Raw genomic sequence first — 26,213 nt, 5'->3', positions numbered from 1 at the left:
AACGCTCAGGCCTCGGCCTTCGGCCCCGCTGCCGGACCGGTCGGCGACTCCGGCGGCCCCGGGGCACCGGGGCAGCGCGTCCGCGGACACCGGGCAGCCCGTCCCCGGATACCGGGGCAGCGCGACCGGGACGACCGGGACCGAGGCGCGGGCGGCCGGTCCGCGCGCGCTCGCCTGGCAGCGGCGGCGCCGGTCCGCCGCACGCTTGACACTGGGGCGGTGCGTCCACGGCCACCGGGCAGCCCGTCCGCGGCCACCGTGCAGTGCGTCCGCGGACTGCCCTGACAGCCTCGTCAAGGCCGTTCGGAGTCATGCGCCGGTGCCGCCGGAGGGTCCGCGCCCGTCCCCGGGACCCACCCCTCGTCGAGCGAGGCGAGCACCCGGGCCAGGGTGCGGGCCAGGGAGGGGGCGTCTGTCTCGCCTGCACCGTGCGTCACCGTGAGCGGGCCGGGCCCGGCGGCATCGGTCAGGCTCCGGGCGATGCGCCGGGCCAGCTGTCCGCTGCCCGACCAGCCCGCCAGCACCAAGGGACGGCGTGGGCCGAGTGCGACACGCAACGCGTGTGCCACGGTGTCGGGTTCGACCCTGCCGGTGTTCACCGCCAGCATCAGCTCGGGACCGGTGTGCAGCGGCATCAGGGCGCCGTAGCAGTCGTGGTCCGCGTCCGGTGGCGGGACCAGGCAGACGGCCGGACCGTCGGCGCGCCCGCCCGCCCGGAGCGGGACCAGGACGGCGTCGGGCCGGCCGGGCACCGTGCGCGGTGCGTCGGCGCCGGGCAGGGCCTCGAGGACTTCGGTGATGGGCCGGCTGCCGTCCGCCCTGTCCGGGAAGGTCCGCAGCAGCCGCATGATCTGGACGAGCAGGCCGGCCGCCTCGGCGTCGGCGAGCAGGCCCCGGTCGTGCACAGCGGTGATCACCAGCCTGCCGAGCGGGTCGTAGCGGGCGAGGAGGCCGACCGTCAGCGGGCTGGAGGAGCCGGTGCTCTGCGGCGGTTCGACGCGGATGCCCTGGGCGGCGAGTTGCGCCGTCAGGTCGTCGGCGGGCGGCACGGGGCGTTCGAAGCGCACGGCGGTGGCGAAGAGGGCGTCGTCGGCGGAGCGTCCGCTCCACTGCCGCAGTTGCCCGGCACCGGCCCATTCGTACGCGGACATGTCCAGGGCGCGGTCCCGCAGCACGGCGAGAAGCTCCGGGACGGTGGCTGCCGGATCGACGTCCACGGTCACCGGCAGCACGCCGGACAGCGCACCCGTCAACTGCTCCACACCCTCCAGGGCGATGCCCCGGCCGTCGACGGAGACCCCGAAGCCGACCATGGCCGGCCGGTCGGCACCCCTGGCCCGGTACAGCAGCAGCGCCCACGCGGCGTGCAGCGCGATGCTCTCGGTGACGCCCCAGGTCGCCGCCCAGTGGACGAGCCGCCCCGCCTCCGACGGCGACAGTCGCCGGGAGACGCGTCCGAAGCCCCTGGACCGGGCGGGCGCGCAGGCCGGCTGCACGGCCACGCCGCGAGGCGAAAGCGCCCGTGCCCAGAACTCCCGCGCGGGGGAAGGATCGCGGCTGCCGAGCCACCGTGCGTAGTCGCGCAGGTCCGGCCGTCTCGCACCGCCCACCGGGGAGCCCTCGCGGAGGTAGGCGCGGTAGAACGCGCGCAGCAGCAGCCGTGCGCTCCACGTGTCGACCAGCGCCTGGTGGAACGTGAGCAGGATCTTGGTCTGCTGCACCGTCCCGGACCGGGTCCGCGGAGCGTCGAGCACTGTGACCCGCAGCGCGCCCGGCCGGTGCAGGTTCAGGCCGCGACGGCGGTCGCGCTCGAGCAGCAGGGCCCAGGTTGTGTCGGTGTGCGACAGCCGTACGACCTGCAGGGTGGCGCGGTCGTGGAGGGTGATCCGGGTGTGGTCGCGCGGGTCGAACGCGGCGCGGAGCAGCATCTCGTTGTCGCACACCACCTGCCAGGCGGCGGTGAACCGCTCGCTGTCCAGCGGGCCGTGCCAGGTCCAGTGGAGCTGTTCGACGTGGTGTCCCGCATCGGTGTCGGCGAGGGACTCGGCCAGCAGTTCTCGCTGGCGTGGCGTGGCCGGAACGGCCGGTCCGGCGAACACCGGCTGCCCCTCCGCCGCCGGATCGGCCAGTCGCTCCAGGAGGGAGCGCAGGTGGTCGCAGAGCTCGTCCACGGTGGTGCGGGCGCAGTCGTCGCCGGGGCGCGGCCGCCACCGGGCTCGCACGTGCAGCAGGCCGTCCTCGACGTAGGTGCGGACCTCCAGCCCGTGGTCCGGCTCCTCGGCCGGCTGCGGCAGCCGGCCCGGTCCGCTCGACACGACGGTGAAACTGCGTGCGGGCCCGGGCAGTTCGCCCGGTTCGTGGTGGACCAGGCGAACGGGTACCGCGCGCCGTGTGCCGGCAGGTGCCGGACCGACGTGCCCGTGGCTGTCGTCGTCGGCGGTGAGAGCGGGCAGGGCGGCGGCCAGATAGCAGTCGGGGGGCAGGTGCCGGTCGCTGTCCAGCCGGACGGACCGGGAGCGGGTGTACGGACCGACGGTGCGCGCCCGCCCCAGCGGCTCGGTACGTCCGTCGGTGCACAGGTCGAAGACGACGTCGTGCGTGCGCAGCCAGCGGGCCACGGCCTGCCCGAAGGCTCCCGCGAGCACTTCGGGGCCGGACATCCCGTAGTGGTCCGGGAGGACGGTGAGGAGCCGCTTGGTCTCCTCGGGCGAGAGCGTGAAGTGGGCGCGCTGTGTCTGCGTGGTCCCGACGGCCGTCGGTGCCCCGGTGGCGGTCACCGGGGCGGGGTCGTCGTGCGCATCCGGCGGCTCCGCATCCCCGGCGGGGTCCCACCGGCCGGTGTCCGTGGGGGCCGGCCCCGTGGCCCAGCCCTTCCGCCGGCCCTCGTCGGCGCACAGCTGCGGTTCCCGGCCGGCCATGAGCGCCTCCAGTGCCATGTCGAGGTCCTCCAGCAGGACCCGCCAGGACGCCGGGTCGGCGGCCAGGTCGTGCACGGCGAGGAACAGCAGGTCGGCCGTGCCGGAACCGGGTATCCCGCCCTGGGCGTGCAGGGCACGCAGCGATGCTCCCGAGCGGGGGTCGAGACCGCGGCGCGTGTCGGCCACGGCCGCGTCGAAGGCGGTGCGGTCGGGGAACCGGGCCGTGGTCAGACAGTCCTGCGGCGCTTGCGGGCCCTGCGCGCGGGTGCCGAGCAGCAGGCCCCCTCCCGGTGCCGGGCCCAGGGGGGTGCACACCATCGGATGCGCGGCCGCAACGGTGCGCAGGGCCCGTCGCAGGATGTCCGGGTCGACGGCCTCGTGCAGGCGCAACAGCAGGCTGTGGTGGGCCCGGTGCGGGGCCCGGTGCAGGGCGTCGAGCACGGCGCGCAGGCCTCGCTCCAGCGGTGCTGGGCCGGTCGGCGCGGTCAGCAAGTCCGCCAGCAGTCCCACCGGGGGGTGCGGATCCGGGGCGGCCGCTGCGCTACCGCGGGCGGTCAGACACAGGGTGTGGTGCGCGGGCCCGTGCCGCCGGAGCCGGGCGTAGAGCTCACCGTGGTGCACAGCCGGCGCGTCACCGGCGTCACCGGCCTCGACGCGCCAGGTGCACAGGTCGGCGCGGCGGGCGACGGTACGTGCGAGGGCCGTCTCCAGCAGGGCCGGGTCGAGGTGCCCGTACAGCTCGAGGACCGGTCCGACGGTCACCACGGTCAGTGCCGGATCTTCGGCAGGGCCCTTGCTCATGAGCCACCGCTCCTTTCCATGGCACACGGAAGCCGGCCTGCCTGCTCATGTTTGCGGCCGACATATGTATGCATGGCGCACGGTATCGGCGTGCGGGAGGCGGTGCTTACGCCCTCCAGACATCCTTAAGCGCCTGCTGAGCGGGGCTGCTGCGGTGCTGAGGCGGACGACTCCCCGGGCAGCAACTGTGCCACGAGGCTCATGGACCTCTCGTCCGCCACGGTCCGCTCGGCGGTCCAGGGCATCGCGCGGGGGGCCGGGGTGTAGCGGGCCACCGTGACCAGATAGCGCTCCAGCGCCCGGTAGGTGCCGAACGCCCAGGCCTCGCTCGCCGCAGGGCCGCCGTCCGGTGCGAGCAGCCCGTCGGCGGCGCCGTCGGGGAGTTCTCCCTCCATGCCCGGGGGGAAACCGAACTCGTCGAACGCCAGCCGCAGTCCCTGCCCGAGCGCTTTGGTGTACGCCTCCTTCAGCGTCCACAGGCGCAGCAGGGCGGCCGTCTGGCGTGGGCTGTCCAGGCCGCTCAGGAAGGCCCGTTCGGCGGGCGTGCACATGCGCTCGTGCAGCACGTCCAAGGTCAGTGTGCGTGAGAGCGGTTCGGTGTCGACGCCGATGCGTCCGCCGCGGCTGATGCCGACCACGATGAGCTCGTCGGTGTGGGACAGCCCCACGTCGATCTGCCCCAGCCCGCGCAGATGGGGCCGCCCGCCGATCTTGTAGGCGAGGTCGAGTTCGGCGGCGTCGGTGCCCAGGGCGGCCGCCGCCGTGTACTTCAGCACCAGCCGCGCGGCGGCGAACCGGTGTCGTACCTGGGGATCGGCGGTACGCCGGTAGCGCGGCCAGTCCCGGCCCAGCAGCAGGCGCAGCCGGGGCTCGGTGACGACGGCGCTCAGCCACTCGCCCCAGGTGGTGAACACCACCGCGTTGCCGCGCCGGTCCATCCCCTCCCGAACCGCGTCCCACGGTCCGGCCGGCCCCGCCACGTGCACGGGCGGGGTGATGCGGGGCCCTGGCGTCATCCGGTCGGCTCCTCCCGGGCTCCCAGCGCGAGTGGGATGCCATCGAGGTCGAGGCCGCGTCCCGTGCGATGGCGGCGCAGCAGTTCGTCGAGGACGCCGGTCACGCAGTCCTGCGGTACGTCGGGCAGCGCGAGCCCCAGCCTGCGGCCGAGCCGGGACAGGGCGAGGACGGCCCAGCCGGGGTCGGCGAGGAAGGGGTCGTCGCCCTCCTGCCCCTCCCAGACGGCGAGAACGGCGGCGGCCGCGACGACGAGTCCGTACCGGTCGCTCAAGGCGCAGGCTGCGGGGCCGGCCAGGGCTTCGCCGAACCGGCCCGGAAGCAGGGCGCACTGGTCGCGCAGCGCACGCAGTTCCGCGAGGAAGACGTCCGCCGTCCGTGCGAGCAGCCCGGTGCGGCCTCCGGTGCGGCCCAGCCGGGTGAGCCGTTCGGCGGCGCCGACCAGGGAGGCGGCGAGGAAGTCCCCGCCGCCGGCGAAGGCCAGCGCCCGGTGGTTCAGCGGCGGCACATCCGCATGGCGGCGGAACAGTTCGGGGGGTGCTTCCTCCTCGATGAACCAGGAACGGTTCGCGAGGCCGCCCAGCTGCGGCACGACGACCGCCTGGCAGGCGGCGGCGCCGGCGCGGCCGAGTCCCGCGGTCGGCAGATCGCGCACCAGTTTGGCGAGGATGCCGTGCAGGAGGTCGTCATCGGGCCGCCGGTGCGAGCCGAGCACGGCGGACAGTTCCTCGAGCCCGTCCTGGAGCAGGGCGGTCACGGTGTAGGTGGCGGCGACCGTCGGCGCATGGGTCCGGCCGGGCAACGCGCCGGCCGCCCGCAGGCACACCGTGGTCAGGGCGTCGCAGACGAGCAGGTCGGTGAAGACTCCGGCGAGCGGCCGGTGCCAGCGGCGGGCGGGTGGCCCGGAGCGCCCGTCGGTGGCCGCGCCCACGGCGGACCGCAGGATCGGGTCGACGGCCGCGGTGACGGCCCCGGCGACCAGGCATCGGTTGACCTGGTTCATGCGCAGTGCCAGGGCGGCCCCGTCCCCGGGAGCGCCCACGAGCGCGTCGTCGGGTACCGGACACTCGTTGAACCGCAGACCGGAGAAGAGTGCTCCGCGCATCCCCTCGGTCGCCACGCGCGGCAACCGGTGGATCCGCCCGCCGGGCAGCCGCGCAGGGTCGACCAGCAGCACGGAGTGGGTGCGGGGACCGTAGGCGGCGGTGCGGGCGTGGACCAGGTAGACGTCCGCTCGGGCGGCGTCCGGGACGACGGCCTTGCTGCCGCTGAGGAGCGTGCCCGCGCCGTCGGCCCGGCGCCGGCCGTCGATCTGCTCGCGTCGGACCCCGCCTGCCGGCGCCAGCCCCGGATGCACCACGGTGGCCCGTCCGCCGCCCAACAGCAGCCGAGCCATGGTGCGCTGCTGTTCGGCGGTTCCGGCCGCCCATACCGCGGAGGAGGCGAACAGCGAGGTGACGCCGCCGGTGAAACCGAGCGCCACATCGCGCCGGAACACCGGCCGCAGGACCTTCATGAGCAGGTCGGCCCGGGTCAGGGTGCCGCCGTGGCCCGCGGGAACGAACTCGGATACGAGCCCTGCCTCGGCGAGCAGCCGTTCGGTGGCCCATGCGGGCCGGCGGTCCTGCGCAGCGGTGACGAACGCCGCGAAGCCGTGGGCGTTGGCCGGGTCGTACGGGTCGCCGAGCAGGGCGTCCAGCCGAGCGGCCCGGCACAGCGCACCGGTCACCGGTCCGTCCATGGAGCCTTCTGTGGCGACGGTGCCGGGAGCGGGGGTGCGCCGTTCGGTGATCCGGGGGACGGCGCACGGTTCTGCGGTGGTGGTCATGACATTCCTGGGACGTGCATGCCGAGCGCGTCGGCCGCGTCCTCCGCGTGCCTGCGCGCGAGTTCGAGCAGCATGGCGCTGTCCCGGCTGATGGTCTCGCGGACGTACCGGCGGGCGTCGGACAGGTCGGCGTCCTCCCCCAGGACGCGGGTGACGTCCCGTTCCTCCAGCACCACTTGGTGCCGCACACGCACGGTGACTCCCGCCGGGTCGGGCTCCACCGACCATTCGCCGGCCTGTCCGGCGATCAGCGCGGGCGGCTCGGTGAGTTTGTAGACGATGAGTCCGGCACCGGGGAAGCACAGGCGTACGGCCCGGCTCTGCTCGGCGTCCTCGGCCGTGGTGCGCACCATCTGGATGCCGGGCACGTCCTCGTCCAGGTGGACGTCCCTCAGCCCTGGAACGCTTCCGGACCAGGCGCCCGCCCGGTACAGGAAGCCGTAGACCAGTTCCGCGGGTCCGTCGACGCGTAGCGCGTCCTCGAAGGTCAGGACCAGCTCGTCGAGGACGGTCCAGCTCTCCGTGCGGCGCTTCAGGTCGGCCATGTGCCTGCGGATGCCGGCGTCGCCGATCCGGTCCGCCGGGAGGCGGTCGTCCACCGTCGAGAACTCGCGCACGAGCGTCAGCACCGAGGAGCCGCCGGGCAACTGCTCGACGCTCCAGCTGCCGAGCATGCCGTCCGCGGCTCCCGAGCCCCCCTCGCGGCGGAACTCGATCCGCCGCGCACCGGGATCGAGCGTGCGCCGGGTGACCCAGGACGTCACTCCGTCACTGGTCAGTGCCCACATGCGCAGGCGCTGTTCGGAGCCCACCAGGTCCAGCTGTTCCACATGCACGGTCGGGGCGTGGAACAGCGGCCAACGCTCGGCGTCCGCGAGGAACCCGTAGACGACTCCGGCGGGTGCGGCCACCTCGATCCGATGCGATGTGCGGTGCACGGCCGGTGCGGGCATCGGCGTTCACCCCCTTCTCGTCGCGGGAGGCGACTGTAGGCGCCGCCCCTCGAATCCCGGTGGAACGGGAGTCGAACACGGCTGGTGGCCACGCCGGGATCCGGACCCGGACCCGCCCTCCCGGCGGCGCCGCTCCGCAGGTGACGCGAAACACCGGGTGGGCCGCGGCTGCCGGACTCGAGCGGTCCTCCAGCCGATGCCGACCGGATGCCGACCGGACACCCCGGCGGACGCCGACCGTCCGCACGGCACACGGACGGCCGGGATCGACCGGACACCCAGCCGCCGCAGAGCGAGGTTCCGGCTTCCGGGCAGGGCCGCGCACCGGGCCCGGAAGCCGGGTCGAGCCCGTCTCCACCCGCGCTCGGCGAACGTGCCGTCAAATCGGCACCGCACACCTCCCGGGCATCCGGGGTCAACCTCACCTCGGCGGCATGAGCACCCACTGCACGGCTCGGTTCGACTGACGTGAAACTGGAGGAATACGCCATGGGGCTTCTGTTCACCTCGGAGTCCGTGACCGAGGGTCACCCCGACAAGATCGCTGACCAGATCAGCGACACCATTCTCGACGCGCTCCTGCGCGAGGACGCGACCTCCCGGGTCGCCGTCGAGACGCTCATCACCACCGGCCTGGTGCACGTGGCCGGCGAGGTCACGACGCAGGCCTACGCGCCGATCGCCCAGCTCGTGCGCAACAAGATCCTGGAGATCGGCTACGACTCCTCGGCCAAGGGCTTCGACGGCGCCTCCTGCGGCGTGTCCGTGTCGATCGGCGCGCAGTCCCCCGACATCGCGCAGGGCGTGGACACGGCCTACGAGTCCCGGGTCGAAGGCGCCGCCGCAGCTGGAGAGACCGACGAGCTGGACCGGCAGGGCGCGGGCGACCAGGGCCTGATGTTCGGCTACGCCTCGGACGAGACGCCGACGCTGATGCCGCTGCCGATCTTCCTGGCGCACCGCCTGTCCAAGCGCCTGTCCGAGGTCCGCAAGAACGGCACGGTCCCCTACCTGCGCCCGGACGGCAAGACGCAGGTCACCATCGAGTACGACGGCGACAAGGCCGTACGCCTGGACACGGTGGTGGTCTCCTCGCAGCACGCCCCGGACATCGACCTGAACTCCCTGTTGACCCCCGACATCCGTGAATCGGTGGTCGAACCGGAACTGAGGGCGCTCGCCGAGGACGGCATCAAGCTGGACACCGAGGGCTACCGCCTGCTGGTCAATCCGACCGGCCGTTTCGAGATCGGCGGCCCGATGGGTGACGCGGGCCTGACCGGCCGCAAGATCATCATCGACACGTACGGCGGCATGGCCCGCCACGGTGGCGGTGCGTTCTCCGGCAAGGACCCGTCCAAGGTGGACCGTTCGGCGGCGTACGCGATGCGCTGGGTCGCCAAGAACGTCGTCGCGGCCGGTCTGGCGTCGCGTTGCGAGGTGCAGGTGGCCTACGCGATCGGCAAGGCCGAGCCGGTGGGCCTGTTCGTGGAGACCTTCGGCACCCACAAGGTGGCGACCGAGCGGATCGAGAGGGCGATCGACGAGGTCTTCGACCTCCGCCCGGCCGCCATCATCCGCGACCTGGACCTGCTGCGCCCGATCTACGCCCAGACGGCCGCCTACGGCCACTTCGGCCGCGAGCTGCCCGACTTCACCTGGGAGCGTACCGATCGCGTGGATGCCCTCCGCACGGCCGCAGGGGTCTGACATGCGGATCGCCGTCACCGGATCCATCGCCACCGACCATCTGATGACGTTTCCGGGGCACTTCAGCGAGCAGCTGTTGCCCGACCGGCTCGCCAGTGTCTCGCTGTCCTTCCTGGTGGACGACCTCCACATACGCCGGGGCGGTGTCGCGGCCAACATCGCCTTCGGCCTGGGACTGCTGGGTCTGTCGCCCTTGCTGGTAGGTGCCGCGGGCGCCGACTTCGCCGAGTACGGAGCCTGGTTGCGGGCGCACGGTGTCGACACTCGCCCTGTGAGAGTGACGACACGGCACCAGACAGCCCGGTTCATGTGCATCACGGACGAGCAGCAGAACCAGATCGCGGCCTTCTACGCGGGCGCGATGGTGGAGTCCCGCGACATCAGCCTGCCCGAGATCGCCGCTCGCACCGGAAGCCCCGACCTCGCCGTCATCGCACCCGACGATCCGCGGGCCATGCTGCGCCACACCCGGGAGTGCCAGGAGCTCGGCATCCCCGTCGCCGCCGACCCCTCGCAGCAACTGGCGCGTCTGGAACGCGAGGAGGCCCGCCGACTGGTCGACGGTGCGCGCCTGCTGTTCGCCAACGAGTACGAGTCCGCGCTGCTGTGCGAGAGAACGGGCTGGACCGAGCAGCAGGTGCTGGATCGCGTGGGCACCTGGATCACCACCCGGGGCGCCGACGGGGTGACGCTCGCCTCCGCCGGCGACAGGGTGCTGACCGTACCGGCCGTGCCGGCCAAGCAGGCGGCCGATCCCACGGGCGTGGGCGACGGCTTCCGCGCGGGTTACCTCGCCGGGGTGGCCGGCGGGCTGCCGGAGGAACGGGCGGCCCAGCTCGGCTGCACCCTCGCCACAACGGTCCTGGAGAGCGTCGGCACCCAGGAGTACCGGCTGACGGCCGACGGTCTGTCCGCCCGTATCGCCGATGCGTACGGCCCGGATGCCGCCGCGCACATCACACGCCACGTGGAGGTCCCGGCATGACGGCGTCTTCCGAGACTCTGCGGGAGGCCCTCGCCTCCCGGGTCGTGGTGGCCGACGGAGCGATGGGCACCATGCTCCAGGCCCATGATCCGACTCTGGAGGACTTCCAGCAGCTGGAGGGCTGCAACGAGGTCCTCAACGTCACCCGGCCGGACATCGTCCGCTCCGTGCACGACGCGTACTTCGCGGCGGGCGTGGACTGCGTGGAGACCAACACCTTCGGTGCCAACCACTCGGCGATGGCGGAGTACGACATCGCCGACCGGGTGTACGAGCTGTCGGAGGCGGGCGCCCGTATCGCCCGGGAGGCGGCCGACGCCTGGAGCGCCGGCGACGGCCGTCCACGGTGGGTGCTGGGGTCGATGGGACCCGGTACGAAGCTGCCGACCCTCGGCCACATCGGCTACGGCCCGCTGCGGGACGGCTTCCAGGCGAACGCCGAGGGCCTGCTCGCCGGCGGCGCGGACGCCCTGATCGTGGAGACCACGCAGGACCTGCTGCAGACGAAGTCATCGGTCCTGGGCGCCCGGCGTGCCATGGAGGCGACCGGCAGCGAGGTGCCGCTGCTCGTCTCGATGGCCTTCGAGACGACCGGCACGATGCTGCTCGGTTCGGAGATCGGCGCCGCGCTGACCGCGCTGGAGCCGCTGGGCATCGACATGATCGGCCTGAACTGCTCGACGGGTCCGGCCGAGATGAGTGAGCACCTGCGCCACTTGGCCCGGCACTCCCGTATCCCGCTGCTGTGCATGCCGAACGCGGGCCTGCCCGTGCTGACCAGGGACGGCGCGCATTTCCCGCTTGGCCCGGAGGGCCTGGCGGACGCTCAGGAGTCATTCGTACGCGAGTACGGCCTGTCGCTGGTGGGCGGCTGTTGCGGTACGACGCCGGAGCATCTGCGCCAGTTGGTCGAGCGGGTCCGCGGCGTCACTCCGACCGAGCGGGAGCCGCGTCCGGAGCCGGGGGCGGCTTCCCTCTATCAGACGGTGCCGTTCCGGCAGGACACCTCCTACCTGGCCATCGGTGAGCGCACCAACGCCAACGGCTCGAAGAAGTTCCGTGAGGCGATGCTGGAGGGCCGCTGGGACGACTGTGTGGAGATGGCGCGCGAGCAGATCCGCGAGGGCGCGCACATGCTCGATCTGTGTGTGGACTACGTCGGCCGTGACGGGGTGGCCGACATGGAGGAACTGGCGGGCCGTTTCGCCACCGCCTCCACGCTGCCGATCGTGCTGGACTCCACCGAGGTCGACGTGATCCGGGCCGGTCTGGAGAAGCTCGGCGGGCGGGCGGTGATCAACTCGGTCAACTACGAGGACGGCGACGGTCCGGAGTCCCGCTTCGCGAAGGTCACCGAGCTCGCCCGGGAGCACGGCGCGGCGCTGATCGCGCTGACCATCGACGAGGAGGGCCAGGCCCGCACCCCGGAGAAGAAGGTGGAGATCGCCGAACGGCTGATCGCCGACCTCACCGGGAACTGCGGGATCCACGAGTGCGACATCCTCATCGACACCCTGACCTTCACCATCTGCACCGGCCAGGAGGAGTCCCGCAAGGACGGCATCGCCACCATCGAGGCGATCCGCGAACTCAAGCGCCGCCACCCGCAGGTGCAGACCACGCTGGGCCTGTCGAACATTTCCTTCGGTCTCAACCCGGCCGCCCGCATCCTGCTCAACTCCGTCTTCCTGGACGAGTGTGTCAAGGCGGGCCTGGACTCGGCGATCGTGCACGCCTCGAAGATCCTGCCGATCGCCCGGTTCAGCGAGGAAGAGGTGACCACCGCCCTCGACCTGATCTACGACCGTCGTGCCGAGGGCTACGACCCGCTGCAGAAGCTCATGCAGCTCTTCGAAGGGGCCACCGCGAAGTCGCTGAAGGCGGGCAAGGCCGAGGAACTGGCCGCGCTGCCGCTGGAGGAGCGCTTGAAGCGGCGCATCATCGACGGTGAGCGCAACGGCCTGGAGGCCGACCTGGATGCGGCCCTGCAGGACCGGCCGGCCCTGGACATCGTCAATGAGACGCTGCTGGACGGCATGAAGGTGGTCGGTGAGCTGTTCGGCTCCGGTCAGATGCAGTTGCCGTTCGTGCTGCAGTCGGCGGAGGTGATGAAGGCCGCTGTCGCCTATCTCGAGCCGCACATGGAGAAGTCGGACTCTGAGGGCAAGGGCACCATCGTGCTGGCCACGGTGCGCGGTGATGTGCACGACATCGGCAAGAACCTGGTGGACATCATCTTGTCCAACAACGGCTACACGGTGGTGAATCTGGGCATCAAGCAGCCGGTCTCGGCGATCCTGGAGGCGGCCGAGGAGCACCGGGCGGATGTGATCGGTATGTCCGGGCTGCTGGTGAAGTCCACGGTGATCATGAAGGAGAACCTGGAGGAGCTCAACCAGCGCGGCCTGGCCGCGGATTACCCGGTCATTCTGGGCGGCGCCGCCCTCACCCGCGCCTACGTCGAGCAGGACCTGCACGAGATCTACCAGGGCGAAGTCCGCTACGCCCGCGACGCGTTCGAGGGCCTGCGCCTGATGGACGCCCTCATCGGCGTCAAGCGCGGCGTGCCCGGCGCCAAGCTCCCCGAGCTCAAGCAGCGCCGGGTCAGGACCACCGCCGCCGCCGCGGCCGTGGTGGAGGAGCGCCCCGAGGAAGGCCACGTCCGCTCCGACGTCGCCACCGACAACCCCCTCCCCACACCGCCGTTCTGGGGCACCCGCGTCGTCAAGGGCATCCAGCTCAAGGAGTACGCCTCCTGGCTCGACGAGACGGCTCTGTTCCGGGGGCAGTGGGGGCTGACGAAGGACCTGGTCGAGGCCGAGGGCCGCCCCCGGCTGCGCGGTCTGCTCGACAAGCTCCAGACGGAGAACCTCCTCGAAGCGGCCGTGGTCTACGGCTACTTCCCGTGCGTCTCCAAGGACGACGACCTGATCCTCCTGGACGAGCACGGCAACGAAAGCACCCGCTTCACCTTCCCGCGCCAGAGCCGCGGCCGCCGCCTGTGCCTGGCCGACTTCTTCCGCCCCGAGGAGTCCGGGGAGACCGATGTGGTCGGCCTCCAGGTGGTGACGGTCGGCTCGAGGATCGGAACGGAGACCGCGCGGCTGTTCGCGGCCGACGCCTACCGTGACTACCTCGAACTGCACGGCCTGTCCGTCCAGTTGGCGGAGGCGCTGGCCGAGTACTGGCACGCCCGTGTCCGTGCCGAGCTCGGTATAGCGGGACAGGAGCCGGCGGACCTGGCGGGGATGCTGCGCACCGAGTACCAGGGCTGCCGCTACTCGCTGGGCTATCCGGCCTGCCCCGACCTGGAGGACCGGGCGAAGATCGCCGGTCTGCTCCAGCCGGAGCGCATCGGCGTCCACCTGTCGGAGGAGTTCCAGCTGCACCCCGAGCAGTCCACGGACGCGATCGTCGTCCACCACCCGCAGGCGAGCTACTTCAACGCGGGAGGCCGCGCATGACGAGCTTTTCCTTCGAGTTCTTCCCACCGAAGACGGCCGCCGGCGAGCAGACGCTGTGGCAGGCGGTCCGCCGAGCAGAGGCGCTGCGGCCGGACTTCGTCTCCGTGACCTACGGCGCGGGCGGCTCCTCCCGGGACCGGACCATCGAGGTCACCCGACGTATCGCGGCGGAGACGACCCTCCGCCCGGTCGCGCATCTGACCGCCGTGGGCCACTCGGTGGCCGAGTTGCGGCACATCATCGGTGCCTACGCGGACGCCGGAATCAGGGACGTCCTCGCCCTGCGCGGCGACCCCCCGGGCGCGCCCAAGGGGCCGTGGGTGCCACACCCGGACGGCTTCACCCACGCGTACCAACTGGTCGAACTCGTCCGCTCCCTGGGGGACTTCACCATCGGCGTGGCCGCCTTCCCCGAGCGGCATCCCCGCTCACCCGACTGGGACACCGACATCCGGCACTTCGTCGCCAAGTGCCGTGCCGGCGCCGACTACGCCATCACGCAGATGTTCTTCCACGTCGAGGACTATCTGCGGCTGCGGGACCGGGTGGCCGCGGCCGGATGCGACATCCCGATCATCCCCGAGATCATGCCCGCCACCGACGTACGCCAGATCCGCCGGTTCGCCGAATTGAGCGACGCCGCCTTCCCCGAGGACCTGGCCCACCGACTGGAAGCCGCCCGCGACGATCCCGCCACGGGCCACCGCATCGGCGTCGAGTACGCCACCGCCATGGCCGAACGCCTTCTCGCCGAGGGCGCGCCCGGACTGCACTACATCACCCTGAACAGGTCCACCGCGGCCCTGGACATCCACCGTAACGTCATCAGTTCAAGGAGCATTCGTGTCACCTGAGTTCACGGACTTCAAGGTCGCCGACCTGTCCCTGGCCGAGTTCGGCCGTAAGGAGATCACCCTCGCCGAGCATGAGATGCCCGGTCTGATGGCGATCCGTAAGGAGTATGCCGAGGCGCAGCCGCTGGCCGGTGCCCGGATCACGGGCTCGTTGCACATGACGGTGCAGACGGCCGTGCTGATCGAGACCCTGGCCGCGCTGGGTGCGCAGGTGCGCTGGGCGTCCTGCAACATCTTCTCCACCCAGGACCACGCGGCCGCCGCGATCGCCGTCGGCCCGAACGGCACCCCGGACGATCCGCAGGGCATCCCGGTCTTCGCCTGGAAGGGCGAGACGCTGGAGGAGTACTGGTGGTGCACGGAGCAGGCGCTGACCTGGCCGAACACGCCCACCGGCGGCCCGAACATGATCCTGGACGACGGCGGTGACGCCACGCTCCTCGTCCACAAGGGCGTCGAGTACGCGAAGACGGGCGAGCTACCGACGGCCGACAATGAGGAACTCGCCGCCGTGCGCGCGCTGTTGGAGGCGAGCTCGCTCGACTGGACCGCCATCGCCTCCGAGATCCGGGGTGTGACCGAGGAGACCACGACGGGTGTCCATCGCCTGTACGAGATGCAGCGCGACGGGACTCTGCTGTTCCCGGCGATCAACGTCAACGATGCCGTGACGAAGTCGAAGTTCGACAACAAGTACGGCTGCCGGCACTCCCTGATCGACGGCATCAACCGTGCCACCGACGTCCTGATCGGTGGCAAGACGGCGGTCGTGTGTGGTTACGGGGACGTGGGCAAGGGCTGCGCGGAGTCGTTGCGCGGGCAGGGTGCCCGTGTGATCGTCACCGAGATCGACCCGATCTGCGCGCTGCAGGCGGCGATGGACGGCTACCAGGTCACGACCCTGGACGAGGTCGTCGACACCGCGGACATCTTCATCACCACGACCGGCAACAAGGACATCATCATGGCCTCGGACATGGCCCGGATGAAGCACCAGGCGATCGTGGGGAACATCGGCCACTTCGACAACGAGATCGACATGGCGGGTCTGGCGAAGGTCCCGGGCATCGTCAAGGACGAGGTCAAGCCGCAGGTCCACACCTGGACCTTCCCCGACGGCAAGGTGATCATCGTGCTGTCGGAGGGGCGGCTGCTGAACCTGGGCAACGCCACCGGTCACCCGTCGTTCGTGATGTCCAACTCCTTCGCGGACCAGACGCTGGCCCAGATCGAGCTGTTCACCAAGCCGGACGCCTATCCGACCGGTGTGTACACGCTGCCCAAGCACCTGGACGAGAAGGTCGCCCGCCTCCACCTGGACGCGCTCGGCGTGAAGCTGACCAAGCTGCGCCCCGAGCAGGCCGCGTACATCGGCGTCGACGTCGAGGGCCCGTACAAGCCGGACCACTACCGCTACTGAACACGAGCACCACGAAGGGGGGCGGTCCGCAGGACCGCCCCCCTGAGCTGTGCGAAACGGTGTCCGAGGACGCCGTCGGTCAGGCCGCGCGGGCAGCGTCCGCGAGCACCCGGTTGACGACGTCGAGGTACTGGCGCGGGGTCTCGGCCTCCTCCAGGGCCTCCTCGTCGAGGGCGACGCCGTGGTCGCGCTCGATGGCGCCGGTGACCTGCAACAGGGCCAGCGAGTCGTAGCTGAGCTCGGAGAACGGAACGTCCAGGACCTCGCCGTCCAGGTCGTAGGTGTCGCTGTCACCGGCGTTGGTGCGCAGCAGGACGACCAGATCCTTGATGTCGAGCGATTGCATCGGTGGCTCTCTCTTTCTCGTGCCGAGCACGTTCAGCGGTGAGTTGGTCGGTGAGGGGTCATCAGCGATGCCTGGCCTGGTGCGGTACCGGGCGGCGGCCCGGGTCCCGGCGGGGACGCCACGCGTATCACCGGGCCACGAGGGCTCGTGAGCCGGGCCGCCGCAGCTCATCGTGGGGCGTGGCCAGAACGCCCGGCCCCGCCGCGGCGGCGGAACCAACGCGCCGTACGACACGGATGGCACGCCCGAGGAGGCGGGGCAGCGCACCTTCTCGTACGAAGAAGTGGTCGCCGGAGACCGTGCGCGTCACCACCGGACCGGCGCTCCATCCGCGCCAGCCGTCGACGACGGAGGGCGGTGCCAGCGGGTCGCGGTCTCCGGAGACGGCGAGCAGCGGCACCGGCACCCGGCCGTCGCGGTCCGCGGTGCGGCGGGCCGCGACGCGCAGCGCGTGCGCCAGGCGCAGATCGTCGCACAGCACGGGCAGCAACGCCCGGTGCCAGTAGTCGCCCGGCACCGCTCCGTCGGGCACGGCTCCCATGGTGCGGAGCCGGTCCATCAGGGTGGCGTCGAAGGTGTGAGAGTTGTCGGACAGTTCGCTGGCCCGGTCCGGCGGCGGGCAGGCACCGACGGCCAGCAGGGCGGGAAGCGGGAGTCCCCGCTCCTGCAGAGCCTTGGTGAGGGTGTAGGCCACCATGGCGCCCAGGCTGTGCCCGTACAGGACGTACGTCCGGTCCGGCTCGGGCCTGACGCGTTCCAGCAGGTCGGCGACGAGTGCCGACCGGTCGGTCAGACGCGGTTCACGCCGTCGGCTCTCCCGGCCCGGCAGCAGCACGGGCACGGTCTCGACGGTGGGACCCAAGAGGCGCGCCCAGCCGTGGAAGGCAGAGACTCCGGCCCCAGCGTGCGCGAAGCAGTACAGCCGTACGGGTGCCGCCTTGTCTGCCATGTCCGCCCTCCTCGACCCTGGTTCCGCGGGTCCCATCAGCCTCGCTGACGGTGCTAGAGGCGGGCTCGAAGCGGTCACAACGGTCGAACGAGTCAGGATGTGTAGAGGTCGAAGGTCGAGCCACGGCGGGGACCCGCGGCGATGTCCAGCGCGGGGTCCACGCTCAGCATGGCCTGGTGCAGGCGCTGCAGCTGAGGCGACGGTTCCACGCCCAGTTCCTCGATGAGCCGTACGCGCAGCTGACGGTAGACGTCGAGTGCCGCGGCCTGCCGGCCCGAGCGGTACAGCGCCACCATGGCCTGCGAGTGCAGCCCTTCGTGCTGGGGGTGGCGCGCGATGAGGTCCCTGAGTTCGGCGATCAGCTCGGTGTGCCTTCCCAGGCGCAGTTCGGCGTCGATCCGCCGTTCCATCGTGCCGAGCCTGCTCTCCTCCAGGCGGACTGTCTCGATGGTCAGCAACGGTCCGACGCGTACGTCGACCAGGGCCGGGCCCTGCCAGAGGTCCAGCGCCTGACGCAGCGTTTCTGCCGCGTGCGCGTCATCGCCGGCCTCGAACGCCGCACGCCCCGCGGCCGAGAGCCGCTCGTAGGCGTGCACGTCGACGCTGTCGGGGGCGATCTGCAGGACGTATCCCCCGTGCCGAGTGGCCAGGACGTCCTTGGCGTTGCGCGCGGAGTCGGGCCCCATGGCCGTGCCGAGCCGCCGGCGCAGTTGAAGGATGTAGGTCTGCAAGGTGGTGAGGGCACTGACCGGCGGTTCTCCGCCCCAGATCTCCTCCATCAAAGTCGGTACGGGCATCACACGGCCTGGGTACAGCGCGAGCAGCGCCAGGATCTGTCGCGGTTTGCTCGCTGTCGGCGCGATCGGCACACCACCGATCTCGGCACTGAGTGGACCCAGTATCTGAATCCTCATGTTTCCGATCCCCCTTCGCGTCTTTCTTCTCCTCGAGCGTGCGTTCGAAGAGCGGGTGCGCTGCATGCACCGTAACGGCCAGAAATCGGCCACACCGTTTTCCTTGAGCCCCCGTCAAGTTGCCCTCCACCCGCTACGGAACGGGCGCCGGCACGGCGATGCAGCACCTTGCGAGCGGCTTTCGCTCAGAACCTGATGCCGTCTGTTGCCGAACGGCACGGGACGGCCGGTCGCGGCCACGCACGCGTGACGGGCGGCGATCGGTCCAGGAACTCGATCGTGCGGCCCGGAACCCGCGGATCAGATACGGGCTCTCAGCTCGACACCGGCACCTTGTCGGGACCGGCCAGCAGGATGGAGCGCTGCAGACGGCTGAGGGCCGTCGACGGTTCGATGCCCATCTCCCGCACGAGGGTGGTACGCAGCAAGCGGTACACGTCGAGGGCTTCACCGCGGCGGCCGGAGCGCTGCAGCGCCACCATGAACTGCCCGTGGAGGTTCTCGTGCGTGCGGTACTGGCTGACGAGGACGGTCAGTTCGGGCAGCAGTTCGCGGTGCCGGCCCAGCCTCAGGTCCGCCTCGATGCGCTGGTCGAGAGCGCAGAGCCGGCTCTCTTGCAGGCGACGCGCCTCGATCTCCAGCTGCGGGCCCGACTGAACGTCCGCGAAGGGCGCGCCGCTCCACAGGGCCAGGGCCTCGCGCAACAGACGTGCCGCACGCGTGTGGTCGCCGGCGTCCATGGCCCGGTAACCGAGACCCGCCAGCCGGTCGAACTCGCGCACGTCGCTGGCGCCGCCCCGCGTGTTCAACAGATAACCGCCGGGGCACGTCACGAGGATGTCCTTGGCCGTCACCGGTTCCGCGGTGCCCGCGTCGAGGGCGGTGGTGATCAGCTCGCGCAGCTGCAGCACATAGGTCTGCAGGGTGGTACGAGCGCTACGCGGCGGCCGTTCGCCCCAGAGCTCCTCGACCAACGCCGAGACGGACACGGGTTGATCAGCGTGCAGAGCCAGCAGTGCCAGCACCCGTCGCGCCTTGGGTGCCGTGGGAGTGATGGACACCCCTTCTTCTCGCACTCCGAGGGTGCCCAGTACCTGGATGTCCACGCCAATTCCCCCAGTCGTCGCTGTAAGCGCCGTCGAATCTCGCCATCAGGGCGAGTAGAACACCGAGTTAAAAACAGTCCATGCGGTTTGTCAATGGACGTACTATCGACCTGCTGGCTCCCGGATGCCTGTACGGCGCCTGCGGCTGCAGGCACACCTGCTCGTGCTCACCGCCCGTCTCCACTGCCCATCGGGAGGCACCCCATGTCCGTCGGCGACGTGACCGTTCGACGCCTTCACGTGCGACGTCGCCGTCCGGCCGGAAACCGGCACGCATCACCACATCGGCTGATTCAGCGGGCGCCGCCGCCTCCTCCATGGGGCGGGCCAGGACGTCCTTGCCCGGGAAGGGGAAGTACGAGCCCCTTGCTCACATCGACCCGCTCGCCGGCTCAAGCGGCAAGGCCGGTACGCGTCCCTCACTGACGAAGACCCCTGCGGCCGCGCGGATCAGTGCGCGGTCGCAGAGGTCTTCGGCCGCGCGGATCAGTGCGCGGCGGGCCAGGACAGTCGTTTCGGCGGAGTCGACCGCTGTCAGGTGCCGGCCGCGGCCAAGGCCACCGGAGGCTGCTGCTTCGCCTCGGCTATCACCCGGGCGCCCCGGTCGGGCGCGGTGTCGAGCCGGGCAAGGACGGCCGGAGCCGCGATCGCGGGGAGCACGTAGTTGAACAGAGACGACATGCGTTCCTCCAGGTCTGCCCAGTCGGCGGCAGCCTGCGAGACGAACTGCACCCCGATCCACGCACCGAGGAAGACCTGGGCAGCTTCCGCGGGCACCACGTGCGGGAGTACTTCGCCCCGCTCCTTGGCGTCCGCCAGGAACGACGCGGTCACTTCGGCCCATGCCGGCCAGGCGCTTCCGAAGACATCCCGCCCTTGCAGGTCTGCGGAGAGCCGGACACCGGCGAGCAGCAGCGGCTCCTGGGGCAGGCGCTTGGCGAGGGTCATGCCCGCGTCCACCCACTCCTGCAGCTTCAGCTCCCGCGGCAGGTGGTATTCCGCCGTTATCTGCGCCTGGAGGACGCCCTGGGCCAGGGCCGCCTTGGAGTTGAAGTGGAAGTACAGGGCACCTTTGGTGACGCCGGCCCTGCTCAGGATCTCGGCGATGGTGGCGGCCGCGTACCCGCGCTCCGCGAAGACGGCGGCGGCTGCCTCAAGAACAGCACGTCGGGTCCGGACAGCCCTCTCCTGCTGAGCCATGAGACCCTCCTTTGAATAAAAATTAAACCAAACATGCCGTACTTTACGGAACACTCGGAGTGAAGAACAGCCGCTCGGCGACATTGGGCCCGGGAGAGGGCAGCTCACCAGGCGATGCGTCCTCCATCCACCGGGACCGTCGCCCCGGTGACGAAGGAGGCCCGGTCGCTGCACAGCCATGCCGCTGCCTCGGCCACCTCCTCCGGATCGGCCGCCCGCCCCTGGGGGGCCGAACGGTATGCCTTCTGCTCCGCCTCCGGGTGCCGCGTGAACCAGGCGTCGACCAGCTCCGAGCGGGTGAGACCGGGAGCGATCGCGTTGACCCGGATGCCGTGGGCGGCGTACTCGACCGCGGCCGCCTTCGTCAGGCCGATGACGGCGTGCTTGGAGGCGATGTACGGCGCGGCCGTCGAGGAGGCGACCAGGCCGCCGACACTGCTGGTGTTGACGATCGCTCCTCCCCCACAGGTGAGCATGGCGGCGATCTCGTGGCGCAGGCAGTTCCACACCCCGCGCACGTTGGTGGCCATGACGTGCTCGTAGGCGTCGTCGTCGATCAGGTGCAGCGGAGCCTTCTCGATGCCGACCCCGGCGTTGTTGAAGGCCGCGTCCAGCCTTCCGTACCGGGACATCGCGTGCTCCACGATCGTCCGGGCGTCCTCGCCGCGCGAGACGTCGGCGACGACGTAGCTCGCCGTGGCGCCCTCCTCGCCCAGCCGGCGGACGAGTTCGCGCAGCCGTTCCTCGCGGCGCGCCGACAGCACCAGGCGGGCTCCCTGCCGGGCGAAGACCCCGGCCGCGGCCGCACCGATGCCGCTGCTGGCCCCGGTGATGACCACGACCTTCCCGCTCAGCGGGCCGTCGCTGTCAGTCACGGATCGCTCCCTCGCGGCCGGGGGCGGCAGCCGGGGAACCCGCGTCCTCCCAGCACGTGCCCGCGGCCGCTTCGGCGTCCACGGTGCGCAGCAGAGCCTCGTCGATGTCGTGCAGGCCGCGCACCAGATGCCGTACGCCGGCCCGCCGCATCAGGGTGTGCTGGTGGCCGTGCTCGAAGTCGCTGGGACGGCCGATGAAGGGCACCCCGAGCCGACGGGCCTCCTCGGCGAACCTGGCCACGTCGTCGACGAAGAGGACACGGTCGTACGGCAGTTGGAAGATGTCCTGGGTGATCTCGCTGATCCCGGGGCGGAAGCGGTCGGTGCACACGTAGCCGGGGCCGTCGAAGAAGTGGGCCAGCGGGCCGAGATGGCGGTCGAAGTGCGTCTTGTCCAATCCGCCGTAGCACACGATGCGCAGTCCCATGGCACGCAGCCGGGTGAGCAGTTCCGCCGCGCCGTCGAGCACCCGCACCGGATGCCGGACGAGGTAGCGCTCGCGCTCCCGCAGATAGGTGTCCACGAGTTCCTGCGGGGACATGGTCACCTTCGCAGCCTCGGCGAACGCCTGGGCGGCCACGAGCTGGGTCTGGGAGAAGAGGGCGTACTCGACCTCGGGGGTGTACTCGCCGCCCCGCTCGACCACCATCTGCCGGATGACGGGGCTGAAGGTGTCGTTGAGCAGGACGCCGTCGATGTTGACCGCGGCGAGCCGGAGGTGCTGCACAGCGGTGGACACGTCTTGTGTCTCCTCGGCTGCGGGGCTCACTGCGCGGCCCCGGGCGTCAGGACCACCGGAAGCTCACGGTGGCCGGTGGATATGAAGGACTCGAGCGGACGCAGCTGCCGCCGCGGCACGGCCAGCCGCATGTGCGGGAAGCGTTCGAACAGGGCCGCCAGTGCCGTGGTCGCCTCGAGTGTCGCCAGCGGCCGGCCCAGGCAGTGGTGGGCGCCGTGCCCGAAGGCGAGGTGGTCCCGGCTGGTGCTCCGGGAGGCGTCGAAACGGTCGGCGTCCGGCCCGTGTCGCTCCGGATCGCGGCCGGCCGCGGCCAGGGAGAACACAATCGGTTCGCCCTTGGGTATGCGTGCGCCCGGGAGATCGATGTCCTCCACCGCGAAGCGGAACAGGACCGTGGCGACCGGCGCCTGCGAGCGCAGCGTCTCGTCCACCACCGCCTCCCAGGAGACCGTCCCCTGCTGGGCCATACGCAGTTGGTCAGGGTGCGTGAGGAGAGCGACGATCGCCTGGTCCAGCAGATTGACGGTCGTCTCGTGGCCTGCCCCGATGATCAGCAGGAGGGTGTCCACGAGCTCCTTCTCGGTCAGTCCCGCACCGCCTTCGTCGCGCACCGCGATGAGGTCGCTGGTCATGTCCGGGCCCGGTTCGCGCCGCTTGCGGGCCACGAGGTCGCTGAGCAGGAGGTACAACTCGACCTGGTTGGCCTGAGCTTGTTCGGAGGTGGTCGTCGTGGTGAACAACACGTCGACCACGCGGTGCAGATCCTCACGCCCGGCCTCGGCCAGGCCGAGCATCTCGCAGATCACCTTGATGGGCAGCGGGCGGGCGAACTCCTGGCGGAGATCGACCGGTTGGTCTTTCGGCAGGCCTGCCAGCCGCTCGATCAGCTCGTGGACGATCTCGGTGATCCTCGGCTGGAGCAGGGTGGTACGCCGGGCGGTGAAGGCACCGGCCACCAATCGGCGCAGGCGCCGGTGCTCCTCACCGTAGGCGGTGAGCATGCTGCGCACGGAAACCCACATGGCAAGCGGCCATGCGTCGTCCACCTCGCCGTCGATCCAGGCGGGCCAGTGGCGGTGGGCGTCCTTGGAGACCCGGGGGTCCGCCATCAGACGCTTGATCAGTTCATGCTCGGTGATCGCCCATGCGGCGACTCCTCCGGGCAGCTCGACCCGGGTGGCCGGACCGCGTGCGCGCAGACATGCTGCTTCAGCGTGGACATCCCGCCCACTGGGGTCCAAGAGAGCAGGGACGGTTGGTTCTTCCATCGGTCGGCTTCCCCCTAAACGCCGGTCCCACGGTACGGAAATCGCGGTGGACAGACCGGTGCCCAGAAGTGGTTGCTAACGCTGACGGCACCGGCGACCCCGCGATCGTAAAGGAAAAGGCGCGCTTTGCTACAGGATTGCTGTCCATTCGGCGTCGGAGCCGCTCATCCTGAGCCGCCGACTCCCGAACCACGGAATCCGAACGCTTGACCGATCCTTTGCCAGGCTGCGATTGAGAACCAAACCGGTAGGTCCGTATCTTACTTGCTCGGACACGCTTTCAGCGACTCACCGGGGGAATCGAGTTGTCCTTGACTTCGCTGCAGACCCATGTCTTGACGCCTGACGTTCCGGGGCTGACCACCACGGTTCCAAAGGAGTACGTCCACCGCGCAAGCCTGGCCGAGGTCTTCCTCACCGGGTGTGCCAGGCAGAGCGACACCCACTTCTCGCTCTCCGGCCAGTGGCCGCGAGCGCACACCTTCTTCCAGGCCGCGGACGGCAGCAGCCACGACCCGCTGCTCACCGCCGAGACGTTTCGCCAGGCCGGCCTGCTCCTGGCCCACGCCGAACTCGGAGTCCCGCTCGGGCACCACTTCGTCATGTGGGACCTCGGGTTCAGCGCCGAGCTCGATCAACTGCACATCGGCTCCACGCCCACCGACGTGGAGTTGAGCGCCGTGTGCACGGACATCGCCTTCCGGGGTGGCAAGGCCACCGGATTCCGTATGGAGCTGTCCATACGGCGCGACGGCAAAGCGGTCGGCGCCGGCGGAGGCCGGTTCACCTGCATCTCGCCCGCCGTCTACCGGCGGCTGCGCGGCAGCCGCCTCGACTGCGACATGAGCAGTCGGCGTGGCCTGCCGCGTCCCACGATGCCGGCGGCCACGGTCGGACGCGCCCGGCCGGAGGACGTGGTGCTCTCGCCCACCGAGCAGCCCAACCGCTGGCTGCTGACGCCCGATCCGGACCACCCGGTCCTGTTCGACCACACCGGCGACCACTACCCGGGGATGGTCCTTCTGGAGGCGGCCCGACAAGCCGCGTGCGCGCTCGTGATGCCGTACACGATCACACCGTCCGCCATCTCCACCGTCTTCCACCGCTACGCGGAGATCGACGAGGCGTGCACCATCGAGGCGACACCGGCCGCCTCGCAGGAACGCGACCTGGGGACCATCGAGGTGACGGGGCATCAGGCCGGCCAGCCGGTCTTCAGGTCCCTCCTGACCGGCCCGCTCCACTGCCCGTGAGCCGTTCTCACGGCAACACCCGGCACAACGCCTCCAGCGCCCCCGCCCACGCGTGATCCGGCGGCGTCCCGTACCCCACGACCAGCGCGTCCAACGGCTCCGTCGCTGCGGACTCGTGGCGGTAGAAGGTCAGGCCGTGGAGGGCCAGGCCCTGCCAGTTCGCCGCCTGGACGACGGACTGTTCCGTGCCCGGTGGGAGGCGGAGGACGACGTGGAGACCGGCCGCGATGCCGGTGACGTGGAGGTGGGGCGCGTGCGTGGCCAGGGCGCGGACCAGGGCGTCCCTGCGGCGGCGGTAGCGCAGGCGGGCGGCGCGGACATGGCGGTCGTAGGCGCCGGACGTCAGGAACTCCGCCAGGGTCAGCTGGTCCAGGACGCTGCAGGTGTCCATGCCGCCCTTGGCCGCCGTCACCTCCCGCACCAGCGTCGGCGGCAGCACCATCCAGGCCAGCCGCAGACCGGGGGCGAGGGACTTGCTGGCCGTGCCCAGATAGACGACGTGGTCGGGGTCCAGGCCCTGGAGCGCGCCTACGGGCTGGCGGTCGTAGCGGAACTCGCCGTCGTAGTCGTCCTCCAGGACGAGGCCTCCGGTGCGGCGCGCCCAGTCCACCACCGTCGCCCGGCGGTCGCGGTGCAGGGGTACGCCCATGGGGAACTGGTGGGCCGGGGTGAGGAGCACCGCGCCTGCACCTGCACCGGGCCCCGCACCTGCACCAGGCCCTGTGTCGGCCCCTGACCCCTCTTGCGTCAACTCCTCGGGGTTCGTGCCCAGTTCGTCGAAGGGGAGCGGGGCGGTGGCCAGTCCGGCCGCCGTCAGTTGTCTCCAGTGCGGCGGCAGGCCGTACGACTCCACCGCCACCGTCTCCGTCCCGCGCGCCCGCAGCACCCTGGCGAGCAGTTGCAGGCCGTGCACGAAACCCGCGCACACCACGATGCACTCGGGGTCGGCTCGCACGCCCCGCGCGCGGGAGAGGTAGCCGGCGAGGGCGGTGCGCAGTTCGGCGCGGCCGCGCGGGTCGCCGTAGCCGAGGGCCTGGTGCGGGGCGGCGAGGAAGGCTCGGCGGGCCGCCTTGAGCCACTCCGTGCGGGGGAAGGCGGAGAGGTCCGGGGTGCCGGGGACGAGGTCGTAGGCGGGCCGGCGGCGTTCCGGGTGGGGTGGGGCCGTGACGCGGGGCGAAGTGAGGGCGGTGACGCCAGGTGAGGTCAGGGCGGTGAGACGGGGTGGGGCGGGGGCATGGGGTGACACCGGAGCACCCGCCGGAGCACCCGCCGGAGCACCCGGTGACGCCGGAGCACCCGGTGACGCCGGAGCACCCGGTGACGCCGGCGCGCCCGCTCCCGGCATCACCGCCCGGTCGGCCACCCGTGTCCCCGACCCCTGGCGGGCGGTGAGCCAGCCCTCGGCGACCAGTTCGGCGTAGGCCTCGGCGACCGTGTTGCGGGCAACGCCCAGGTCGGCGGCGAGGGAGCGGGAGGAGGGCAGGCGGGTGCCGGGGGCGAGGCGGCCTGTGCGGACCGCCTCACGCAGGGCGTCGCTCAGGCCGCGGCGCAGGCCCGGGCCCGCCGGTTCCAGGTGGAGGTCGATGCCCAGAGTGGCCCAAGGTTTCGGCATGGAA

At 71.3% G+C, this 26,213-nt stretch carries 19 protein-coding genes; 6 read left to right on the top strand and 13 right to left on the bottom strand.

What is annotated here, in order from left to right; all coding sequences use genetic code 11:
* Window positions 1–293 precede the first annotated feature (293 nt).
* From ACQEV2_RS26170 to ACQEV2_RS26155, 4 genes are all read right to left on the bottom strand, one after another.
* Window positions 294–3,719, bottom strand: a complete 3,426-nt coding sequence (locus tag ACQEV2_RS26170; RefSeq protein ID WP_433046182.1) for a condensation domain-containing protein — start codon at window positions 3,717–3,719, stop codon at window positions 294–296.
* A 125-nt stretch (window positions 3,720–3,844) separates the two neighbouring features.
* Entirely contained in the window at window positions 3,845–4,735 is an 891-nt protein-coding gene (locus ACQEV2_RS26165; RefSeq protein WP_433046179.1) for a 4'-phosphopantetheinyl transferase family protein, read from the bottom strand.
* Window positions 4,732–6,561, bottom strand: a complete 1,830-nt coding sequence (locus ACQEV2_RS26160) for an acyl-CoA dehydrogenase (protein WP_433046175.1) — start codon at window positions 6,559–6,561, stop codon at window positions 4,732–4,734. The genes ACQEV2_RS26165 and ACQEV2_RS26160 overlap by 4 nt, the downstream gene beginning before the upstream one ends.
* Window positions 6,558–7,514, bottom strand: coding sequence for an aromatase/cyclase (locus tag ACQEV2_RS26155; protein ID WP_433046172.1), 957 nt, complete (start codon window positions 7,512–7,514; stop codon window positions 6,558–6,560). Before ACQEV2_RS26155 ends, ACQEV2_RS26160 begins: the two co-directional genes overlap by 4 nt.
* Before the next feature lie 489 nt (window positions 7,515–8,003).
* Here ACQEV2_RS26155 and metK point away from each other — a divergent pair, with 489 nt between their 5' ends.
* The 5 genes from metK to ahcY are packed head-to-tail and all read left to right on the top strand — an operon-like array spanning window position 8,004 to window position 15,947.
* A complete protein-coding gene (metK, locus tag ACQEV2_RS26150; protein WP_433046169.1) occupies window positions 8,004–9,224 on the top strand; it encodes a methionine adenosyltransferase in 1,221 nt (406 codons plus the stop codon).
* Between the two features lies 1 nt (window position 9,225).
* Complete coding sequence (locus tag ACQEV2_RS26145; RefSeq protein WP_433046166.1) at window positions 9,226–10,209, top strand: carbohydrate kinase family protein; 984 nt, start codon at window positions 9,226–9,228, stop codon at window positions 10,207–10,209.
* A complete protein-coding gene (metH, locus tag ACQEV2_RS26140) occupies window positions 10,206–13,673 on the top strand; it encodes a methionine synthase (RefSeq protein ID WP_433046163.1) in 3,468 nt (1,155 codons plus the stop codon). Before ACQEV2_RS26145 ends, metH begins: the two co-directional genes overlap by 4 nt.
* On the top strand, window positions 13,670–14,527 hold the full coding sequence (metF, locus tag ACQEV2_RS26135; RefSeq protein WP_433046160.1) for a methylenetetrahydrofolate reductase [NAD(P)H]: 858 nt from the start codon (window positions 13,670–13,672) through the stop codon (window positions 14,525–14,527). Before metH ends, metF begins: the two co-directional genes overlap by 4 nt.
* Entirely contained in the window at window positions 14,517–15,947 is a 1,431-nt protein-coding gene (gene ahcY, locus ACQEV2_RS26130; protein WP_433046157.1) for an adenosylhomocysteinase, read from the top strand. Before metF ends, ahcY begins: the two co-directional genes overlap by 11 nt.
* A gap of 79 nt (window positions 15,948–16,026) precedes the next feature.
* Here ahcY and ACQEV2_RS26125 read toward each other — a convergent pair whose 3' ends face one another.
* From ACQEV2_RS26125 to ACQEV2_RS26090, 8 genes are all read right to left on the bottom strand, one after another.
* A complete protein-coding gene (locus ACQEV2_RS26125) occupies window positions 16,027–16,293 on the bottom strand; it encodes a phosphopantetheine-binding protein (RefSeq protein ID WP_433046154.1) in 267 nt (88 codons plus the stop codon).
* Window positions 16,294–16,420: 127 nt separating this feature from the next.
* Complete coding sequence (locus tag ACQEV2_RS26120; RefSeq protein WP_433046151.1) at window positions 16,421–17,242, bottom strand: thioesterase II family protein; 822 nt, start codon at window positions 17,240–17,242, stop codon at window positions 16,421–16,423.
* Between the two features lie 92 nt (window positions 17,243–17,334).
* Window positions 17,335–18,156 (bottom strand): AfsR/SARP family transcriptional regulator, encoded by an 822-nt coding sequence (locus tag ACQEV2_RS26115; protein WP_433046148.1) that lies wholly within the window; start codon window positions 18,154–18,156, stop codon window positions 17,335–17,337.
* A 314-nt stretch (window positions 18,157–18,470) separates the two neighbouring features.
* Window positions 18,471–19,262, bottom strand: a complete 792-nt coding sequence (locus tag ACQEV2_RS26110; protein WP_433046145.1) for an AfsR/SARP family transcriptional regulator — start codon at window positions 19,260–19,262, stop codon at window positions 18,471–18,473.
* Between the two features lie 534 nt (window positions 19,263–19,796).
* Window positions 19,797–20,462, bottom strand: coding sequence for a ScbR family autoregulator-binding transcription factor (locus ACQEV2_RS26105; RefSeq protein WP_433046142.1), 666 nt, complete (start codon window positions 20,460–20,462; stop codon window positions 19,797–19,799).
* A gap of 104 nt (window positions 20,463–20,566) precedes the next feature.
* On the bottom strand, window positions 20,567–21,337 hold the full coding sequence (locus tag ACQEV2_RS26100) for an SDR family NAD(P)-dependent oxidoreductase (protein WP_433046139.1): 771 nt from the start codon (window positions 21,335–21,337) through the stop codon (window positions 20,567–20,569).
* Window positions 21,330–22,076: an HAD family phosphatase gene (locus ACQEV2_RS26095; protein WP_433046136.1), complete on the bottom strand. Its 747-nt coding sequence runs from the start codon at window positions 22,074–22,076 to the stop codon at window positions 21,330–21,332. The genes ACQEV2_RS26100 and ACQEV2_RS26095 overlap by 8 nt, the downstream gene beginning before the upstream one ends.
* A 26-nt stretch (window positions 22,077–22,102) precedes the next feature.
* Complete coding sequence (locus ACQEV2_RS26090; RefSeq protein ID WP_433046133.1) at window positions 22,103–23,185, bottom strand: cytochrome P450 family protein; 1,083 nt, start codon at window positions 23,183–23,185, stop codon at window positions 22,103–22,105.
* Window positions 23,186–23,679: 494 nt separating this feature from the next.
* On the opposite strand from ACQEV2_RS26090, the gene ACQEV2_RS26085 reads away from it, so the two are divergent.
* On the top strand, window positions 23,680–24,597 hold the full coding sequence (locus ACQEV2_RS26085) for a ScbA/BarX family gamma-butyrolactone biosynthesis protein (RefSeq protein WP_433046130.1): 918 nt from the start codon (window positions 23,680–23,682) through the stop codon (window positions 24,595–24,597).
* A 7-nt stretch (window positions 24,598–24,604) separates the two neighbouring features.
* Here the strand turns inward: ACQEV2_RS26085 and ACQEV2_RS26080 are convergent, their stop codons facing one another.
* Entirely contained in the window at window positions 24,605–26,209 is a 1,605-nt protein-coding gene (locus ACQEV2_RS26080; protein WP_433046127.1) for a PLP-dependent aminotransferase family protein, read from the bottom strand.
* Window positions 26,210–26,213 lie beyond the last annotated feature (4 nt).

The sequence above is a fragment of the Streptomyces sp. CA-251387 genome (assembly GCF_050936625.1).
Lineage (GTDB): Bacteria > Actinomycetota > Actinomycetes > Streptomycetales > Streptomycetaceae > Streptomyces.
This window is presented reverse-complemented; position numbering and strand designations above follow the sequence as displayed.

Excerpts from the sequence above, each read along its gene's own strand:
- ACQEV2_RS26170 (WP_433046182.1), bottom strand. The coding sequence starts at position 3,719 with ATGAGCAAGGGCCCTGCCGAAGATCCGGCACTGACCGTGGTGACCGTC.
- ACQEV2_RS26165 (WP_433046179.1), bottom strand. The coding sequence starts at position 4,735 with ATGACGCCAGGGCCCCGCATCACCCCGCCCGTGCACGTGGCGGGGCCG.
- ACQEV2_RS26160 (WP_433046175.1), bottom strand. The coding sequence starts at position 6,561 with ATGACCACCACCGCAGAACCGTGCGCCGTCCCCCGGATCACCGAACGG.
- ACQEV2_RS26155 (WP_433046172.1), bottom strand. The coding sequence starts at position 7,514 with ATGCCCGCACCGGCCGTGCACCGCACATCGCATCGGATCGAGGTGGCC.
- metK (WP_433046169.1), top strand. The coding sequence starts at position 8,004 with ATGGGGCTTCTGTTCACCTCGGAGTCCGTGACCGAGGGTCACCCCGAC.
- ACQEV2_RS26145 (WP_433046166.1), top strand. The coding sequence starts at position 9,226 with ATGCGGATCGCCGTCACCGGATCCATCGCCACCGACCATCTGATGACG.
- metH (WP_433046163.1), top strand. The coding sequence starts at position 10,206 with ATGACGGCGTCTTCCGAGACTCTGCGGGAGGCCCTCGCCTCCCGGGTC.
- metF (WP_433046160.1), top strand. The coding sequence starts at position 13,670 with ATGACGAGCTTTTCCTTCGAGTTCTTCCCACCGAAGACGGCCGCCGGC.
- ACQEV2_RS26125 (WP_433046154.1), bottom strand. The coding sequence starts at position 16,293 with ATGCAATCGCTCGACATCAAGGATCTGGTCGTCCTGCTGCGCACCAAC.
- ACQEV2_RS26120 (WP_433046151.1), bottom strand. The coding sequence starts at position 17,242 with ATGGCAGACAAGGCGGCACCCGTACGGCTGTACTGCTTCGCGCACGCT.
- ACQEV2_RS26115 (WP_433046148.1), bottom strand. The coding sequence starts at position 18,156 with ATGAGGATTCAGATACTGGGTCCACTCAGTGCCGAGATCGGTGGTGTG.
- ACQEV2_RS26105 (WP_433046142.1), bottom strand. The coding sequence starts at position 20,462 with ATGGCTCAGCAGGAGAGGGCTGTCCGGACCCGACGTGCTGTTCTTGAG.
- ACQEV2_RS26090 (WP_433046133.1), bottom strand. The coding sequence starts at position 23,185 with ATGGCGGACCCCCGGGTCTCCAAGGACGCCCACCGCCACTGGCCCGCC.
- ACQEV2_RS26080 (WP_433046127.1), bottom strand. The coding sequence starts at position 26,209 with ATGCCGAAACCTTGGGCCACTCTGGGCATCGACCTCCACCTGGAACCG.